This is a genomic window from Streptomyces asiaticus, assembly GCF_018138715.1.
Taxonomy (GTDB): Bacteria; Actinomycetota; Actinomycetes; order Streptomycetales; family Streptomycetaceae; genus Streptomyces; species Streptomyces asiaticus.
Genome location: NZ_JAGSHX010000006.1, coordinates 9743054 through 9760167, shown reverse-complemented (window position 1 = coordinate 9760167; position 17114 = coordinate 9743054). Strand labels below are relative to the sequence as shown.

16 protein-coding genes and 1 pseudogene are annotated in these 17114 nt (G+C 71.5%); 13 read left to right on the top strand and 4 right to left on the bottom strand.

From position 1 onward, the window contains the following. The first annotated feature begins 136 nt into the window (after positions 1-136). On the top strand, positions 137-1342 hold the full coding sequence (locus tag KHP12_RS48845; protein WP_211834732.1) for a glycoside hydrolase family 113 protein: 1206 nt from the start codon (positions 137-139) through the stop codon (positions 1340-1342). Here KHP12_RS48845 and KHP12_RS48840 read toward each other — a convergent pair. Then, positions 1332-2081 (bottom strand): CPBP family intramembrane glutamic endopeptidase, encoded by a 750-nt coding sequence (locus tag KHP12_RS48840; RefSeq protein ID WP_086880770.1) that lies wholly within the window; start codon positions 2079-2081, stop codon positions 1332-1334. The two genes, KHP12_RS48845 and KHP12_RS48840, sit on opposite strands and share 11 nt — an antisense overlap. Positions 2082-2192: 111 nt before the next feature. After that, positions 2193-3095 (bottom strand): TetR/AcrR family transcriptional regulator C-terminal domain-containing protein, encoded by a 903-nt coding sequence (locus KHP12_RS48835; RefSeq protein ID WP_086880771.1) that lies wholly within the window; start codon positions 3093-3095, stop codon positions 2193-2195. A 72-nt stretch (positions 3096-3167) separates the two neighbouring features. Here KHP12_RS48835 and KHP12_RS48830 point away from each other — a divergent pair, with 72 nt between their 5' ends. Continuing rightward, the gene (locus KHP12_RS48830; protein ID WP_211834731.1) at positions 3168-5336 is read left to right on the top strand and encodes an alpha-L-rhamnosidase C-terminal domain-containing protein; all 2169 of its coding nucleotides are present in this window, start codon (positions 3168-3170) and stop codon (positions 5334-5336) included. Positions 5337-5539: 203 nt separating this feature from the next. Next, positions 5540-6301: an alpha/beta fold hydrolase gene (locus KHP12_RS48825; protein ID WP_086880773.1), complete on the top strand. Its 762-nt coding sequence runs from the start codon at positions 5540-5542 to the stop codon at positions 6299-6301. A gap of 99 nt (positions 6302-6400) precedes the next feature. Here the strand turns inward: KHP12_RS48825 and KHP12_RS48820 are convergent, their stop codons facing one another. After that, a complete protein-coding gene (locus tag KHP12_RS48820; RefSeq protein WP_211834730.1) occupies positions 6401-7228 on the bottom strand; it encodes an oxidoreductase in 828 nt (275 codons plus the stop codon). Positions 7229-7317: 89 nt separating this feature from the next. On the opposite strand from KHP12_RS48820, the gene KHP12_RS48815 reads away from it, so the two are divergent. From KHP12_RS48815 to KHP12_RS48785, 9 genes and pseudogenes are all read left to right on the top strand, one after another. Beyond that, positions 7318-8226 carry a LysR family transcriptional regulator gene (locus KHP12_RS48815; protein WP_208652916.1) on the top strand — a complete coding sequence of 303 codons (909 nt, stop codon included), beginning with the start codon at positions 7318-7320 and terminating at the stop codon, positions 8224-8226. Between the two features lie 258 nt (positions 8227-8484). Then, complete coding sequence (locus KHP12_RS48810; protein ID WP_211834729.1) at positions 8485-9378, top strand: helix-turn-helix domain-containing protein; 894 nt, start codon at positions 8485-8487, stop codon at positions 9376-9378. Positions 9379-9534: 156 nt separating this feature from the next. After that, positions 9535-9738, top strand: coding sequence for a hypothetical protein (locus KHP12_RS48805; protein WP_037961106.1), 204 nt, complete (start codon positions 9535-9537; stop codon positions 9736-9738). Between the two features lie 90 nt (positions 9739-9828). Further along, positions 9829-10674 carry a MauE/DoxX family redox-associated membrane protein gene (locus tag KHP12_RS53735; protein ID WP_372455286.1) on the top strand — a complete coding sequence of 282 codons (846 nt, stop codon included), beginning with the start codon at positions 9829-9831 and terminating at the stop codon, positions 10672-10674. Next, on the top strand, positions 10556-11056 hold the full coding sequence (locus KHP12_RS48800) for a TlpA family protein disulfide reductase (protein WP_372455335.1): 501 nt from the start codon (positions 10556-10558) through the stop codon (positions 11054-11056). Before KHP12_RS53735 ends, KHP12_RS48800 begins: the two co-directional genes overlap by 119 nt. Further along, the gene (locus KHP12_RS48795; protein ID WP_086880778.1) at positions 11053-12996 is read left to right on the top strand and encodes an ABC transporter ATP-binding protein; all 1944 of its coding nucleotides are present in this window, start codon (positions 11053-11055) and stop codon (positions 12994-12996) included. The genes KHP12_RS48800 and KHP12_RS48795 overlap by 4 nt, the downstream gene beginning before the upstream one ends. Next, positions 12996-13436, top strand: a pseudogene (locus KHP12_RS52100) (S26 family signal peptidase); the annotation flags it as partial. The gene KHP12_RS48795 and the pseudogene KHP12_RS52100, both read left to right, overlap by 1 nt. Positions 13437-13541: 105 nt before the next feature. After that, positions 13542-13919 carry a cupin domain-containing protein gene (locus KHP12_RS52095; RefSeq protein ID WP_037961187.1) on the top strand — a complete coding sequence of 126 codons (378 nt, stop codon included), beginning with the start codon at positions 13542-13544 and terminating at the stop codon, positions 13917-13919. Positions 13920-13940: 21 nt separating this feature from the next. Then, positions 13941-14957: an aminoglycoside phosphotransferase family protein gene (locus KHP12_RS48785; protein WP_244202650.1), complete on the top strand. Its 1017-nt coding sequence runs from the start codon at positions 13941-13943 to the stop codon at positions 14955-14957. Between the two features lie 18 nt (positions 14958-14975). Here the strand turns inward: KHP12_RS48785 and KHP12_RS48780 are convergent, their stop codons facing one another. Next, complete coding sequence (locus KHP12_RS48780) at positions 14976-15920, bottom strand: alpha/beta hydrolase (protein ID WP_086880780.1); 945 nt, start codon at positions 15918-15920, stop codon at positions 14976-14978. A gap of 338 nt (positions 15921-16258) precedes the next feature. Between KHP12_RS48780 and KHP12_RS48775 the strand changes: the two genes are divergently transcribed. Next, complete coding sequence (locus KHP12_RS48775; RefSeq protein ID WP_086880781.1) at positions 16259-17110, top strand: helix-turn-helix domain-containing protein; 852 nt, start codon at positions 16259-16261, stop codon at positions 17108-17110. Positions 17111-17114 lie beyond the last annotated feature (4 nt).

The following is a 17114-nucleotide window of genomic DNA, read 5'->3' as shown; positions in this document are numbered from 1 at the left end:
GCACATCGGCCGACCGGCCAGGGGGCCCTCGGCCATCGGTCCAACTCCCGCCATCTCCTTGTGGACGGTCGGCGAATGGTGCCGACCCGGGTGGTCCCCGCAGGCTGCTGTCATCCGGAAGACGGGAGAGAACGACATGGGTGCGGTCCAGGTCAGCAGGGCGCGGTTGCTGCGGCTCGCGGGGGCGGTCGCCGTCGGCGCGGCGCTTCCCGCCGGGTACGCCGCCGCGGCGGAGTGGCACGACAGCACGCGTGCCCCGGCCGATCGAAAGCGGGCGGGGCACGCCCGGCCGGGCGGGGTGCGCTATCGCGGGGTCGTCTACGAAGTGGGCGAGGGCGAGACGCCGGCGACGGCGTGGAGCGCGGCTCGTGCCCGGGCCGACCTGCGGGCTATCCGCCACCAACTGCACGCCGACACGGTGAAGATCACCGGCGATGGCGTCGAACGGCTCACCCGCACCGCGGCCGAGGCGGCCGAGAGCGGACTGCGTGTCTGGCTGGAGCCGACCCTCGGCGATGTGCCCGCCCCGGACATCCTCGACCACCTCGCGGAGACCGGACGGTTCGCCGAACGACTGCGTCGGCAGGGCGTGCGGGTGCATCTGAACGTGGGGTGTGAGTTCCTGCTGTTCGTCCCCGGGATCGTGCCCGGCGCCACCGCGGCCGAACGGATCGAGAACCTGGTCAAGGGCGACTACGACCCAGTGAAGACCGCCCGGCGACTGCGCCGCTTCACCGCACGGGCCGCCGCCGTCGGCCGCTCGGTCTTCCGCGGGCCGCTGTCGTACGGGGCCGCGCAGGACGAGGACGTGGACTGGGACCTGTTCGACCTGGTGTGCGTCGACTACTACGGCTGGTTCCCGAACCGCGCCGGACATATCAAGGAGCTGCGTACCTATCAGCGCCATGGCAAGCCGCTCGCGATCACCGAGTTCGGCTGCTGCACCTTCGAGGGCGCACCCCGCCTGGGCGGTATGGGCTGGGACGTCGTCGACTACGACAAGACGCCGCCGCGGGTCAAGAAGGGGCTGGTGCGCAGCGAGCACACACAGGCGGCGTATCTGACCGATGTGCTCGATGTGTTCGAGTCGATGAACCTGTACGCGGCCATGGCCTACACCTTCGTCACGCCCGACGCGGGCCGCCCGCACCGCCGCGAGCCGCGACTCGACCTGGACATGGCCGCCTACAGCCTGGTGAAGGTGGTCCGGGACCGTCCGGCGGAGCCGGATTCCCCCTGGCACTGGGAGCCCAAGGAATCCTTCCGGGCCCTGGCCGGCGAGTATGCCCGCCACCGACCGCGTCCCTGGCGACCGCGGTCCGCGGAGCCACTCATCTGGTGATCGAGCACTCGTACGATCCGCCGCCCGCGCCGTACCGGCGCAGCAGCCACAGGCCGTACGCCAAGTGGAAGGCGTACACGGCCGCCTGCCACCAGTCGGGGGCCGAGCCGGGAGAGCGGATCTGGAAGAAGTCGTCGAGCCCGTGGACGACCACCATCGGCCAGATCGAGCCGATCGCATAGCGCAGTGCGGCGCAGGTGAAGCCGAAGAATCCGGCGGACAGCATCTGCCAGAGGGTGTCGTCGAGCGGGTCGCCGAAGAACAGGAAGTTCTGGATGTGGCCCGCTCCGAAGAGGACGGCGACGCCGACGGCCGCGTGCACCGGGCCGAGTGGGCCGAGGGTCTCCTGGACCAGTCCCCGGCTGTACATCTCCTCGTTGATGCCGACCCACAGCAGCGACACCAGGCCGCTGACGACCACGGTCGCGCTGCCCTCGAGGCCGGCCGCTGAGTACGAGCAGGCGACCAGCAGCATCAGCGCGGCGAGCCACCAGCGGCGCAGTCGGCCGAGCGTGGCCACCCCGGAGACACGCAGCCACTCCCACCGCCACAGCACGAACCACACCCCCGCCGCGCAGATGGCGTTGACCACGGTGGCGCCGAGGTCCGGGTACCAGGAGGGCGCCAGTGGAGGCAGGATCACCTTGGCGAAGAGCAGCAGCACGGTGTGCCATGCGAACGTCAACTCCACCGCGCCCCACAGCGGATGACGGATGACGTGGTCCTTCCACGACTGCATCACGGGGACGAGCGTAGCCGCGGGCTCGGCGAAGGGAACGCGGAGCTTTCGGTGATCGAGATGACCGGTCCTGCTTTGCTACCCCTGGCTGGACTTTCGGCACCGGGCTTCCTACGCAGGGCGGGACCGGCGGGCGCGGTAGGCACGTTGGCGACAGGCGTCGGAGCAGTAGGTACGTGGGCGGCCAGTGGAAGCGGGGCGGGAGACGGGGTTGCCGCACTGCGGACAGGGGATTTCGTAACGCCTTGATGTTTCGTTACGGCCATGGGGCTGGTTCCGGACGAACGTCTCGATGCTGTCCAGCACGAGCCGGAGGCCGAACTCGAAGCCACGGTCGCGGGGGTGACGCAGGGCACCCGCGGCGCGAAGGCTCGCCACCACCGGATAGCGCGCCGGGACGAAGACGGCGTCCCAGAAGTGGGCGCGGGCGGCCCACCACTGCTCGTCGGTCAGGCCGGAATGGCGCTCGACGGCGGCCGCGTCGAGGGCGTCGCGGGCGGCGCCCCGCACATAGGCGTCGACCAGGTCGAAGACATGGACCAGCGCCGCCGGGGGCAGACCGGTCGCGGTGAGCACCCGCAGGACCGATTCGTACCAGGCGAAACCGTGGGGGCCCAGGGCGGGACGCCCGGCCGGGAGGCGCAGGATCCAGGGGTGACGCTGGTAGAGGCCCCAGTCGGCGCGGGCGGACAGCTCCAGCCGGGTCCGCCAGTCGCCCGGCGCGGCATCGGCCGGCGGGACCTCGCCCATCACGGCATCCGTCATGAGGTCGAGCAGCTCGGCCTTGCCGGGCACATACCGGTAGAGCGACATCGTGGTGCAGCCGAGCCGTTCGGCGACCCGGCGCATGGACACGGCGGCAAGTCCAGTTACGTCGGCGATCCCGATGGCGGTGCGCACGATCTGATCGAGGGTGAGGGCCGGGCGCCGGCCTCGGTTCGGGCGCTCGCCCAGGCCCCAGAGCAGTTCCAGGCCGCGCACGGCGCTCGCTTCCCCGCTGTGGCCGGATTCCATCCGCCATCACCCCGTCAAACGTTGACCAGCACTCAGCGTATGCGTACAGCATAAACAATGAAATCGCACCGAATGACTCGTTCAACCATGGTCCTCGTCTGTCTCGCCGCCACCCTCTCCGGGACCCTTGCCGCCGGGCCACGGGACCGGGCAGTGGCCCTGTCCCGGGAACCGGTCGGCACGGACCCGGCCTGGCGGCGGCAGGTGCTGCGCGTCCCCGGCACGTTCGTGCGGCCCACATCGGTGACCGCCGAGGGAGACGGTGGCACCGTCACCGGCGCCGACGGGGCGTTACGGGAGGGCGGCGCGGCCGCGGTCCTCACCACGACCGCGCCGCGGGGCGCGCGGCTGGTGATCGACCTCGGCGTACTGGCCGGAGGATACGTCGAGTTGGGGATCCGGCGGGCGTCCGGCGCGCCGATCAGAGCGTCGTACGCGGAGGCGCGCCAGTACCTCGGCCCGGAGGGGGACGCCGATCCCGACCCCGACGGCTTCTTCCACGGGGGCCGGTCCCTGGGCACCGACGACGATCCCGACGGACGTGCCGACGTCTACGCCCCGCCGCGCGGATCCACCGTGCTGCGCAGCCCCGGTCTGCGCGGCTCCCAGCGGTACGTCGCGATCACGCTGGACGGACCCGGCTCGCTCGCCCTGGACTTCGTACGGGTGCGGCAGACGGCCTTCCCCGGCGCGTACGACGGGCACTTCCTCTCCAGCGACCCGGTGCTCAACCGTGCCTGGTACGCCAGCGCCTACGGACTGGATCTGTCGACGGCCCGTGGGCGTCGTACCGCCGTGGGGCGGCCGTGGGTCGTCATGGACGGCCCCAAGCGGGACCGCACCGTGTACGCGGGTGACGTCCAGCTCGTGGCCCTGGCCGCGTACCAGCAGGGTGGCGCGTACCGTCGCGTAGTGCGCGACACCATCAACCTGTTCGCCTGCCAGCAGCGGCCCGACGGCACGCTACCGGCCACCAGCCTGATCGATGTGCCGTGCGAACCCGGCGACCCCGGCCCGCCGGACGGGTCGCCGGCCGGGTTCGAACCGCCGGGCGCGGCCGGGCAGGTCAGGCTCGACAGCTTCACCCTCCTGTGGGTCGTCAGCGTGGCCGACTACCTGCGCTTCACCGGGGACGGGGCCTTCGTGCGGCCGCTCCTGCCCGTCGCACGCCGCGCCCTGCGGTTCTTCGGCGAACACGCCCCGAACGCCGACGGCGGGCTGTTCCGGACCGCCGATTACGGCGGTCTGCCCGCCCAGAACTGGCACACCCCGGACCGGGCCGCCGGCGTCGACGCCACCACCAACGCCGCCTACTACGCGGCGCTGCGCTCACTGGCCCGGCTCGAGCGGTCCGTGGCGGGCGACCGGGGCGCCGCGGCGGCGCTCGACCGCCGGGCGGACCGGGTCCGGGCCGCGCTCCTCACCAGGCTGTGGGATCCGGCGGCCGGGGCCATGACGCTCAACACCGACGACCCGCGCCGCGACCACACCGCCGATGCCAACGCAGCCGCCCTCGCCTTCGGGGTGCTCGACCGTCCGCGGGCCCGGCGCGCCATCGCGTACCTGGACACACACCTCAGCGGTCCGTACGGCACGCTCACCACCCGGCACACCGACAACCCCTATATGACGCAGTACATCTCCCCGTATGTGATGGCCCAGGAGAGCCTGGGCCGGTTCCGCCACGGGGACGGCGCCGGAGCGCTCGGACTGATCCGCACCGCATGGGACCACATGATCCGCAAGGGTCCCGGAACACCCTGGGAGGAGGCCGGTGCCGACGGGCAGCCGGCCGTGCCCCGGCCCGGCACCTCACTGGCCTGGGGCGGACACGTCGGCATGGCCCACGCCTGGAGTACCGCGGTGCCCGCGCTGTCGATGAACGTGCTCGGCGTCCGACCGCTCGCCGACGGCTACCGCAGGTGGGCGGTGGAGCCCGAGCCGGTCGATCTGCGCTGGGCACAGGGCGACGTCCCGGTGCCGGCGGGCGCGTTGTCCGTGCGGTGGCGGCGCGGGGCGGGCGATGACTCGTTCGTCCTCACCGTCCGGGCACCGGAAGGCACGGCCGGACGGGTCGCGGTTCCCCTCCTCCACAAGGACCGCACCATCGCCGTGGACGGCCGGATCGCCTGGCGCGACGGCCGCCCGTCGGGGGACGCGGGCCGGGGTGCCCACCGTGTGGGCGATGCGGTCGTCTTCGAGGGGGTGCGTGGAACGGCGACCTTCGCCTGGGCGGGGTAGGGCCCGAAGCCGAGGAGAAAAAGGTTGGTCGGGGTGACGCCCGGGTTGGTAACGTGCGGGCGAGCCCGTGACATCGAGCCAGGAGGTGAGACCCGTGAACGCTGTATTCATGTGGGTGCTCCCCTCTTCAACACGGTCGGGCGATTGACGTAGGTGTCGCCGGGAGCGCCTGGACAACAGGCACTCCCGAAAGGCAACACACTATGAATCCTTTGCAGTTCACCGCGGAGACATCGTCCAGCGGTGTGATGGAACGCGACTTCACCGTCGGTGAGGTCACCGGTGTGCTCTGGTCACCCGCGACCGGCCCCGAGCGCGCGCCGCTGGTGCTCATGGGGCACGGTGGCGGCACCCACAAGAAGGCTCCGGCGATGTCGGGCCGTGCGGAACGCCTCATCGCCGGCTGTGGTTTCCACGTCGCCGTCATCGACGCGCCCGGTCATGGCGGCCGGCCGCGTACGGCGGTCGATGAGCGGGAGATCGCCGCGATGCGGCGGGCGATGGCGGCGGGCGAGCCGGTCGGCCCGATCGTCGTCCGCTACAACGCCCATCTGGCCGAGCGTGCCGTACCGGAGTGGCGGGCGACACTGGACGCCCTCCAGGAGCTGCCGGAGATCGGCGCGGACGGGCCGGTCGGCTACTTCGGTCTGAACATGGGCACCGCGATCGGGGTGCCGCTGGTGGCGGCCGAGCCCAGGATCACCGCCGCGGTCTTCGGCATCTTCTGGCACGACTTGGCCGAGACGGCCCAGCGGATCACCATTCCGATCGAGTTCGTGCTCCAGTGGGACGACGAGCACATCCCGCGCCAGTCCGGTCTGGCGTTGTTCGACGCCTTCGCCTCGAAGGAGAAGACGTTGCACGCCAACGCGGGCCGGCACAAGGAAGTGCCCAGGTTCGAGGCCGACAGCGCGGTCCGGTTCTTCGCCCGGCACCTCGGCCGGACCGTCACCTCACCGGCCTGATACGGCGGCCATAGGCGTCCGGCCACGGGCCGGGCGCACTGGGCTGGTACGCCGCCCAGCGGGAAACGGACCCTCAGCGGTGAACGTCCGAGGTGGTGTCTACCGCGGGTAGGCGGTGTCGCGAGCGGTCTTCTCCCAGGTGGTGACGTCGGAGCGGATGGCGTCGAGGTGGGTGAGGACCGCGTCGACCGCGTCGCTGCCCAGGGGCAGCCGCAGCGGCGTCGGCTCGGCGTTCAGGGCGGCCAGGATCGCCGCCGCGGCCCTGGCCGGGTCGCCCGGCTCCGCGCCCCCGGCGGTCCGGGTCATCCGCCGGGTGGGCCCGACCGTCTCGGCGTAGTCGGCGATCTCCTCGCTGGCGCCGGTGTTGTCCATCAGGCTGGTACGAAAGGCGCCGGGCTCCACGATGAGCACCTTGATGCCGAGCGGGCGCACCTCCGCCACCAGCGCCTCCGAGAATCCCTCCAGGGCGAATTTGGTGGCGCTGTAGGCGGAGAATCCGGCGAAGGACATCTGGCCGCTCATGCTGCTCATCTGGACGATCGCACCGGAGCGCCGGGCCCGCATGGCGGGAAGCACGGCCCTGACCAGGGCGGCCGGCCCGAAGACATGCAGGTCGAACAGCGAGCGCAGCTCAGCGTCGGTGGTCTCCTCGGCCGCGCCGACGTGGCCGCGCCCCGCGTTGTTGACCAGGACGTCGACCCTGCCGTGACGGCTCACCACATCCCGCACGGTGGCCTCGATCCCGGCGATATCGGTGACGTCCAGCGTCAGCGCCTCCACCTGGTCGGGGTGCGCGGCCACGAGGTCGCTCAGCGCCTCCACACGGCGTGCGGTGGCCACGACCACGTCCCCGGCGGCCACCGCGGCCTCGGTGATCGCCCGGCCGAAGCCACTGTTCGCCCCGGTCACCAGCCAGACCTTGCCCATCGGACATCCCTTCACGTAAGTGTTGTGCTCTCCGGGATCGACTCTCGCGGAGAAGCCCTTTGCGCGTCCAAGACCCGCTGTGATAACCGATGGTTATGGATGTGCATGGGAGGGATCTCCGGTACTTCACCGCCGTGGCCGAGGAGTTGCGCTTCACCCGCGCGGCCGAGCGGCTGTTCATCTCACAGCCGGCGCTGAGCAAGCAGATCCGGATGCTGGAGCGCCTGCTCGGCGCGCCGCTGTTCGTACGGGACGGCAGGAGTGTCCGGCTCACACCGGTGGGCGCCGCACTGCTGCCCCACGCCCAGCAGGTGCTCGCCGCATGGGACGCCGCGCGGGAAGCGGTCGAGAAGGCCAAGGCCGGGCAACGGGCGACCCTCGTCGTGGGGATGAGCACCAGCCCGGGCCGCGGCGGTCTGCTGCCGGGGATCAGGTCCCGGTTCACCGACGCCCACCCCGACGCCCTTATGAAACTGCGCCAGGTGAGCTGGGAGGATCCGACCGCGGGTCTCGCGGACGGCTCCAGCGACCTCGCCTTCGTCTGGCTCCCGATGCCCGACCCGGACCGCTACACCTGGGTGGTGGTGGCCCAGGAACCCCGTCTGGTCGCGCTGCCCGAGGAGCATCCCCTGGCCGCCCGGGACACGGTCGACTTCGCCGACCTGCTGGACGAGCCGTTCCTCGCACTGCCGCCGAGCGCCGGTGCGCTCCGGGAGTACTGGCTCGCCACGGACGCCCGTGGCGGCCGGCCACCGATCGTCGGCGCCGAGATCGCCAGTACCGAGGAGACGTACGAGGCGCTGGTGGACGGGCGCGGGGTCTGCCTGCTGGCCAACGGGAACGCGCCGCTCATCACCCTGGGCGGCGTCGTGACCCGGCCGGTGCGCGGCCTCTCACCGAGCCAGTACGCACTCGCCCGGCGCGCCGATGACCACCGTCCCCTGGTGCTGGACTACATACGCGCCTGCCGGCAGGCGACCGGGCAGTGCACAGCCTGAGCCTGCCGTGGAGTCCGACGCCTGGCCGGAGCGCAACGGTCAGGCGGTGCGGCCGCGCGACGCGGGGCATCCCCGGTCGCGGGGCCTACGGCTCGACCTACTGGTGGAACCGGTTCGCGGAGCGGAGCGGCGACGGGTAGTCGGTGCACTGGCGCGGCCCCGCCGTCCGCATTGGCCTGATCGCTGTGGTCCCCGCCTCCCCCCGCCGGACACGATGGGCCCTATGTGACCGATCCACGGACACGAGGGGGAAGCAAAATGCACAAGAAGCACTCGCCGAGGGCCTTATCGAGTGCGGCGGATTCACGAGAGCTGATCACCAGGAAACCCGGTGCCGCCGCGCGCGAGCATGTGCTGGGATACCGGGGCTTCCGGTTCGGGGCGCGTCAGCCCCGATGTCGGCTGCTGGTGCCGGACGGTGTGGTGAAGGTGATGCTCGGGTTCGGCGAGCCGGTACGGATCGCCGACGCGGTGGATCCGCGCCAGTCCGTCACCGGAACCTCAATGATCAACGGCTTACGGGCCACCGCCACGCTGGGCGAGCACACCGGCCAGTTGTCCGGTGTGACGGTCATGCTGACGCCGATCGCGGCCTTCCGCTTCTTCGGCATGCCGATGGCCGAGCTGGCGGAGCGCAACCTGGACCCGGCCGATCTTCTCGGCCGGGAGGCGGGCCGCCTCCTCTGCCGCCTGTCCGAGTGCCGCGACTGGACATCGCGCTTCGACGTGCTCGACGGGGTGTTCGCGGCCCGGGCCCAGGCCGGGCCGGAGTGCGCGCCCGAGGTGGTCTGGGCATGGCGGCGGATGGGACGCACCCACGGCCGGATACGCGTGGGGGACCTGGCCACCGAGACCGGATGGAGCCGCCGACGGCTGGAGCGGCGTTTCCGCGAGCAAGTGGGCCTGCCACCCAAGCAGTTCGCCCAGGTGCTGCGGCTACAGGAGGCTTTGCGCCTCCAGGACGGCGGTCTGCCGTGGGCGGAGGCGGCGGCCCTCGCGGGCTACTACGACCAGGCCCATTTCACCCGGGCCTTCAAGGACCGGGTCGGCTGTACGCCGGGCCGGTTCGGAACCCGCCGGGCGTCCTCCAAGCCCGGCGACCCGCTGGACTTCCTGCCCGATCAGGTCACCAGCGTTCTGCTCGCCGAGTGAGGGCCGCGCGCTCCCGGCGTCGCATTCGTACAAGACATCCCTCCTGCCGGATCGCGATGGTGGCGGAGTCGGCAGGCGCCGTCTGCCGGCTCGACCCCACATCGGCCCGCGCCCAGTCCACGGAGCCGGGCCGGACTCGACGGAAGGAGGGTGGACATGTACAGGACGCTCACCACGATGGGCAGCAGGCTGCTCGGCCTGTTCGTTCCCCAGGTGGAGGCCTCTGCCGTGCAGGTGAAGCAGTGCTGGCCGCAATGCTGGCAGTGCAACCGGCAGTACGGCGGTTCGTGCAGCTGTAACGCCCGGTGCTGCAAGAACTCGGCCGGAGGCTTCGACTGCACCGGTTGCGTGGGCTGCTGACACCGCGCAGGGCCGCGCCGGCCGCCGTCTGCTCCTGGACGACGGCGTACGCGGCGCACCGCTGAACGACAGCGGGCAGGCGGCCCCCGAGTGGCCAACGGGGGCATTCGGGGGCCGTCTTCACGCTCAGCCCGCATCCCTACCTCGATTGAAAGGGTTGCCGTGCAGTATCTGGTGATCGCGGTCCGGGCCATGATCGGCGTGGTCTTCCTGATCGCCTTCCTGAGCAAGTCGGCGGGCCGGGGCAGGTTCGCGGCCTTCGTGGAATCGCTGCCCGCCATGGGAGTGGTCCCACCGCGGCTGGTCGAACCCGCGGCGGCGGCCGTGGTCACCGCGGAGGGCGCGGTCTGTGCCCTGCTCATCCCGCCCTCGGACGGCGCCACCATGGCCGGACTGGCCCTCGCGGCGGGGCTGTTGAGCGTTTTCTCGGCGGCGACAGCCCGCACGATACGGCGGGGAACGGGCGCCACCTGCCGCTGTTTCGGGGCCTCGGCGGCCCCGCTGGGCCGCCGCCATCTCCTGCGCAATGTAGTGCTGACCGCCATCGCGGCGGCGGCCGGCCTGATGACACTGGCGGGCCCGGCACCGGCGACGGCGACGGGAGCGCTCGTGGCGGCGGCCGCCGGGCTCGTCGCGGGTGCCCTGGTGACCGTACTCGACGACCTGGCCGAGCTCTTCGCCCCGTCCAGGGCCCGGCGGATCCCCGATTCGACGCGCGCACACACCATCCGAAGGCCATCCGGGATATCCGGGACATCCGGGAGGAACCATGCCAGTCCTGATCAGCGCCGTGGTGCTCGTGGGGGCACTGTGTTCGCTGGACCTGATCCTCACCCTGGGCGTGATCAAGCGCCTGCGGGAGCACGGCGAGCTGCTGGCGGCGAGGTCCGTCGACCGGCCACGCTCGGCGATCGAACTCGGCGAGCCGGTGGGTGAGTTCACCACCCACACCGTGGACGGCGAGCCGTTGAGCCGCGCCATGATGACCGGGACCACCTTGGTGGGCTTCTTCACCCCGACCTGCGGGCCGTGCAAGGAGCAGCTGCCGAAGTTCCTGGAGTACGCCCGTACGGTGCCCGGCGGACGCGATCGGGTGCTGGCCGCCGTGGTGGGCGATGAGGACCTGGCCGCGCCCATGGTCGCCGAACTGCGGTCGGTGGCGAAGGTCGTGACCCAGACCCGCAACGAGGAACCCATGGGCGCGGCGTTCGAGATCATGGCCTTCCCCACCGTGCTCATGGTCGCGCCGGATGCCGAGGGCGAGGTCGTGGTCACCGACGACGCGGTGGACCTGTCCCGGCCGGCACTTCCGGTGTGAGTACCGTGCGCGGGCGAGGCGGCCACGAGGAGTCGGCGGCGGACACCGCCTGCGCCCCTGCGGGCGCCCCGGGCGCGCGCGCCGTGATCGCGCTGCGGCGGCTCGCCGCCGTCTGCGCGGTCACCGCCCGCGCCGCCCCCGGCACCCTGCTGCTCCACATGGGGCTGTCGCTGCTGGTGAGCGCGTTGCCGGTGGTGACGGCCTGGTTGATGAAGCTGGTCATGGACGACCTGGCGAGCGGTGCCCCGGGAACGCTGCTGCTGCCCGGAACGGCGATGGCCTGCCTCGGTGTGACGGCGGTGGTGGCCTCGCAGGCCATGCGATACGCGCGAGCGGAGCTGGACCGCCGGGTGGGGCTGGAGATGCAGGACCGGCTGTTCGCCGCCGTCGATGGTTTCGTCGGGCTGGGCAAGTTCGAGAACCCGCACTTCCTGGACCGGCTGCGGCTGGCCCAGCAGGCGGGCCACGAGACGGCCACCCATGTCGCGGAGAGCATCCTGGGTGTCGTGCGCGCCGGGGTGACCATCGGTGGCTTCCTGGGCTCGCTCCTCCTCGTCAGCCCCGCGATGGCCGGGATTCTGCTGGTGGCGGGGGTGCCCGTGCTGTGGTCGGAAGTGGCACTGGCCCGGCGGCGGGCGCGGATGCTGTGGGAGGTCGGGCCGGTCGAGCGGCGGGAGTTCTTCTACGCCGATCTGCTGTCGAGTGTGGAGGCGGCCAAGGAGGTCCGGCTCTTCGGCATCGGCCCGTTTCTGCGCGAGCGGATGCTGATGGAACGGCGTACGGCCAATGCCGCGAAGCGGGCCATGGACCGGCGCGAAATCGCCGTGCAGACGGGGCTGGGCGGACTGGCGGCGCTGGTTTCCGGCGGTGGGCTGCTCTGGGCTGTCCTCGCGGCGCGTGGCGGGGCGCTGTCGGTGGGCGATGTGACCATGTTCGTGGCCGCGATCGCCGGTGTGCAGGGGGCGCTGGCCTCGCTGGCGGGCGACGCCGCGCAGGGCCAGCAGACGCTGCTGATGTTCGACCACTACACGGCGGTGACACAGGCCACCTCGGACCTCCCGGTCGCGGACCGGCCCCGCCCGCTGCCGACACTGCGCCACGGGATCGAGCTCCGGGACGTCTGGTTCCGCTATTCGCCCGATCTCCCCTGGGTGCTGCGCGGCGTCGACCTGTACCTTCCGCAGGGCCGTGCGCTGGCCCTCGTCGGGCTCAACGGGGCGGGCAAGTCCACTCTGGTGAAGCTGCTCTGCCGGTTCTACGACCCGACGCGCGGCGCGATCCTGTGGGACGGCGTGGACATCCGTGACGTCGATCCCGCGCGGTTGCGGGAACGCGTGGGCGCGGTGTTCCAGGACTATATGCAGTACGACATGACGGCGGCGGAGAACATCGCGCTCGGCGACCTCACCGTGCTGGCGGAACGGCACCGATCGCGTGAGCGGATGCGTCAGGCCGCCCAACGGGCCGGAATCGACGGCCAGTTGGCCGCACTCCCCCGGGGCTACGACACCTTGCTCACCCGGATGTTCTTCACGGAGGAGGACAAGGGCAACCCGGAGACGGGCGTGGTCCTCTCCGGCGGTCAGTGGCAACGGCTGGCACTGGCGAGGGCATTCCTGCGCGACGCGTCCACGCGCCGCGAACTGATGATCCTCGACGAGCCATCGGCCGGACTCGACGCGGAGGCGGAGCACGAGATCCACGCGTCCCTGCGGAGCGAGCGGAGCACCCGCACCAGTCTCCTGATCTCGCACCGGCTCAGCGCGCTGCGGGACGCGGACGTCATCGTCGTACTCAAGGACGGACGGGTCGCCGAGCGGGGGAACCACACCCTGCTGATGGCGGCGGGCGGCGAGTACGCGCGGCTCTTCACCCTCCAGGCCGGTGGCTATCAACTCTCCGCCGGGGACTCTCCGGTGGCGCCGGAAGAGGCCGTGTGATGGATCTGATGGTGCTGGGACTGGGGATGGCCCTGGGGGCGGCTCTCCTCACCGGAACGGTCCTGCGGCGGACGCTCGTGGTCGTGACCGTACGGGGCGGGAGCATGGAACCCACGTACCGCGACGGGGAGCGAGTGCTGGTGCGGCGCGGCGGGCGGTGCGCGGTCGGGCAGGTGGTCGTCGTACGACAGGAGGACGACGGGCTCCCGTCACCCGCCCCGCACCGAGCGGTAGCGGCCACCGGTACCGGTACCGCGGAACAGTGGATGATCAAGCGGGTGGCGGCGGTGGCGGGCGACCGACCACCCCCGGGAGCCCTCCCGGAGCCGTACGCCACCGCCGGTGGCTCCGTCCCACCCGGGGCACTGATCCTCCTGGGCGACAACACCCACAACAGCTACGACTCCCGCGAGGCGGGCTACTTCCCCACGACACACGTCCTGGGCACCGTCCTTGGGCCCCGCCCCCGGCCGCCGTACGATGAGGACGCGACGGCCACGGGGATGCCGGGATGCGCATACGAGGAACTGCTAGCGTCCGGCACCGTGAGCGACAGCGTATACGTGGGCAATGCGGGCAAGGATGCGGCACTGGACCGGGGGTGGCTCCTCGGACACTTCAAGGACGCCGGCGACCCGCGCCACAGCGAGGCCGTGGAGATCAAATGGGGCGTCCACCCCCGTGGCGACGAACGGGCGGAGTGGGTGCGGGGCGAGGAACGCACGGCTCTCCTGGTTCTCATCAGCGGCCGTTTCCGCGTGGAGCTCCCCGGCCGCGACGTTCTTCTGGAAGAGCAGGGCGATTACGTCGTGTGGGGGCACGGAGTCGATCACTCATGGTTCGCGGAGGAAGAGTCGGTGGTGCTGACCGTCCGATGGCCATCCGTGCCCGGCTACGCGGTGGAGGAGAGCAGAGAACGGTGAAGCGCGACCTCGGAGCCGACCATGACACATGATCCCGACGACAGACCCGTTTCGGCGAGCCCGGGCCCGGGCCCGGGCCTGCGCCTGGGCCTGGGCCTCGGCCTGCCCGAGGCCACAGGCAGCCGAAGGATGGACTGGGCGGCGATGCCGCGCGAGGTGACAGCCCGGATCGGGCGGCTGCTCGGCAGCCCGGTGGCCCATGCGAGCAGCCAGCGGGGCGGGTTCTCCGAGGGTCTCGCCGCACGAGTGCGTCTGGAGAACGGCAAGCGTGCCTTCATCAAGGCGGCCAGCTCGCTGATGGCACCGGCGGTGGCGGACTTCCACCGCCGGGAGATCGCCGTGTCCGAGCGGCTTCCCAGGGAGGTGCCGGCGCCGCGGTTGCTCGACGCGTACGACGACGGCACCTGGGTCGTACTGGCCTTCGAGGAGATCGTGGGACACCTGCCCGCCCAGCCGTGGCAGCGGGAAGAACTCGACAGAGTGCTCGCGGCAGTGACCGATATGGCGGAGGTCCTGACGCCATCGCCGGTGGATGAGGCGATCTTGGGCAAGCCGCGCTTGGGAGGATGGCGGGCGATGGCCGGCGATACCGCCGTCAGAGACAAGGTCGCGGAGCTGTCACCGTGGGCAGCTCACCATTTCGACCAACTCACCGCCCTGGAAGAGAACGCTTCGCTGGCCGGCGCCACTCTTCTGCACGGAGACCTGTACCCGTTCAACATCATGCTGACCGCGGACCGTGTCTTCGTCGTCGACTGGCCGCACGCCTGGATCGGCCCCCGTCACTGTGACGTGGTCACCCTGATGTCGAGCGCCTCCCTCAGCGGCGTGGACCCGCGGCCGATCGCCGAGAACCACCCGCTGACCCGCGACCTCGACCCCGCCCGGATCAACGAGATGCTCGCCCTGCACGCCGGATTTCTGCTGCGCACCGCTGCCGCGGCCGGGCCGGCCGCCGATCCCAACATCGTGGCCATGATGAACGCGCTGGGCCTCGCCTCGCTGCGCTGGCTGCGCAGTGCTCAGCCCCGTTGGTGAAGTTGCGGTTGCAGATGCCTAGCTGGTCGATGTCGGCGAAATCGCCTGGCCCAGGTGGTCGCCGAAGAAGTCCGTGAGCTTCTCGACGGCGGGGTCCACGTACTGCTTCCTGTCGTACAGGTCGACATGGCCGGCGCCGTCGATCCAGTGGATCTCCTTGGGACCGATGGCCCGCTGGAACGCTTCTACGCTCATCCAGGAGGTGACGGCTCGGGTGCCGACGATCATGAGCAGCGGACGTTGCCCCATCAGCGGGACCGGGCTGAAGGCGTCGAAGGTCGCCATCTTGTCGACGCTGGTCCAGGTGAGGAAGTCCGCCGAGCGGGGGTGCCGGCCGCGTGGGGTGCGGTAGTACGCGAAGCCCTCGGCGCCGTGTTCTCCGCCGAGTGCGCGGGCCTGCTCGACGGTGTCGGGGAAGAGGGTCAGGACCGGCGGTGTCTCGCCACGGGCCTCGGTGGTGCGTGCGTCGGCCGCGGCGGCCAGCATGCTCTGGAACACGGCCGGGTCCTGGGCCCCGTCGGCCCCCAGCCGGAACTGGCGGGCGATGTCGACGGCGCTGACCGTGGCGACGGCCTGGATACGGTGATCGCTCGCGGTGGCGGACAGTGCATAGCCACCGGAGGCGCAGATGCCGAGTGCGCCGATGCGGGCCGCGTCGACTTCGCCGCGGGTGGTGAGGAAGGAGACGGCGGCCTTGAGGTCCTCGACACGGTGGGCGGGATCCTCCAGGCCACGTGGCTGGCCACCGCTCTCGCCCTGGTAGGCCGCGTCGAAGGCGAGCGTGACAAAGCCCCTCTCGGCCAGGCGACGCGCGTACAGGCCCGCGGCCTGCTCCTTCACACCGCTGCCGGGATGGCCGACGACGATCGCCGGGCGCGGGCCGCGCGCGGGGGTGTCGGGGACGTAGAGGTGACCGGCGAGCGGGATGCCGACGCTGTCGAAAGTGACGGTGGTCTTCGCCACGGAATGCTCCAGGTGTGTGCTGTCTCGGCGGGGCCGCACCACGGCGGTGCTTCGGGCCGGGGCGATGGGTCAGCCCTGGGGCGATGGGTCAGCCCTGGGGCGGTGGGTCAGCCCTGGGGCGGTGGGTCCGCCCTGGGGCGGTGGGTCCGCCCTGGGGCGGTGGGTCCGCCACAGACGATGAACGGTGGGTCGCCCCGGACGATGGGCTCCGCGCCCGGCACATCGCCGGGCGCTCCCCCACCCTCGGCGCGCCCCCCGGCACGCAAAAGAGGCACGTTTCTGCGTGGGAAGAAACCTGCCCCCTCTCCCCTCGTGCCGCTCACGCCACAATGGAACCCATGACTCCGGCACCCGCCCCCCGCGAGCTCGGGGCCTTCCTCAAGGCTCGCCGAGCGCAGCTGGCGCCGCAGGACCTGGGCCTGCCCGAGACGGACTCCCAGCGCAGGGTCGCGGGACTCCGCCGCCAGGAGGTCGCCCAGCTCGCGGCCATCAGCGTGGACTACTACACACGCTTGGAGCAGGGTCGCGTCCGGGCGTCCGCGTCGGTGCTCACCACCCTCGCCCGCGCACTACGCCTCGACGACGACCAGCAGAAGTACCTGTACGAACTCGCCGGCAGGGCCGATGAGTGGCCGCGCCGCCGACGGCGGCCCGCCCAGCGCGTACGGCCCACCATGCGCCGCCTGCTCGATCAGCTCACCGGAGCACCCGCCATCGTCCTCGGCAGCCGGATGGACATCCTGGCTTGGAACGTCGCCGCCGCGGCCCTGTTCACCGACTTCTCGCTGATGCCATCGGGGCGGCGCAATTACGTACGCCTGCTGTTCACGGACCCGATCGTCCGAGACATGCACCGGGAGTGGCGGCACGACGCGCGCGACGCCGTCGCCGCGCTGCGTATGGAGGCCGCGGCCGACCCCGACGACCCCGAGCTGACGCAGCTCGTCGGCGAACTGTCCGTCAGGGACGCCGACTTCCGCACCTGGTGGGCCGAGCACCGGGTCAACAGCGACAGCTACGGCACCAAGCACTACCGGCATCGGCTGGTCGGTGACCTGACGCTGGACTGCGACATCTGGAGCAGCCCCGACGGCTCGGGGCAGCGCCTCATGGTCCTCACCGCCGAGCCCGGCAGCCCGTCGCACGATGCCTTGCGCGTCCTCACGTCCTGGACGGCCGGTCAGCGGTGAAGAG

Excerpts from the sequence above, each read along its gene's own strand:
- KHP12_RS48845 (WP_211834732.1), top strand. The coding sequence starts at position 137 with ATGGGTGCGGTCCAGGTCAGCAGGGCGCGGTTGCTGCGGCTCGCGGGG.
- KHP12_RS48840 (WP_086880770.1), bottom strand. The coding sequence starts at position 2,081 with ATGCAGTCGTGGAAGGACCACGTCATCCGTCATCCGCTGTGGGGCGCG.
- KHP12_RS48835 (WP_086880771.1), bottom strand. The coding sequence starts at position 3,095 with ATGGAATCCGGCCACAGCGGGGAAGCGAGCGCCGTGCGCGGCCTGGAA.
- KHP12_RS48830 (WP_211834731.1), top strand. The coding sequence starts at position 3,168 with ATGACTCGTTCAACCATGGTCCTCGTCTGTCTCGCCGCCACCCTCTCC.
- KHP12_RS48825 (WP_086880773.1), top strand. The coding sequence starts at position 5,540 with ATGAATCCTTTGCAGTTCACCGCGGAGACATCGTCCAGCGGTGTGATG.
- KHP12_RS48820 (WP_211834730.1), bottom strand. The coding sequence starts at position 7,228 with ATGGGCAAGGTCTGGCTGGTGACCGGGGCGAACAGTGGCTTCGGCCGG.
- KHP12_RS48815 (WP_208652916.1), top strand. The coding sequence starts at position 7,318 with ATGGTTATGGATGTGCATGGGAGGGATCTCCGGTACTTCACCGCCGTG.
- KHP12_RS48810 (WP_211834729.1), top strand. The coding sequence starts at position 8,485 with ATGCACAAGAAGCACTCGCCGAGGGCCTTATCGAGTGCGGCGGATTCA.
- KHP12_RS48805 (WP_037961106.1), top strand. The coding sequence starts at position 9,535 with ATGTACAGGACGCTCACCACGATGGGCAGCAGGCTGCTCGGCCTGTTC.
- KHP12_RS48785 (WP_244202650.1), top strand. The coding sequence starts at position 13,941 with ATGACACATGATCCCGACGACAGACCCGTTTCGGCGAGCCCGGGCCCG.
- KHP12_RS48775 (WP_086880781.1), top strand. The coding sequence starts at position 16,259 with ATGACTCCGGCACCCGCCCCCCGCGAGCTCGGGGCCTTCCTCAAGGCT.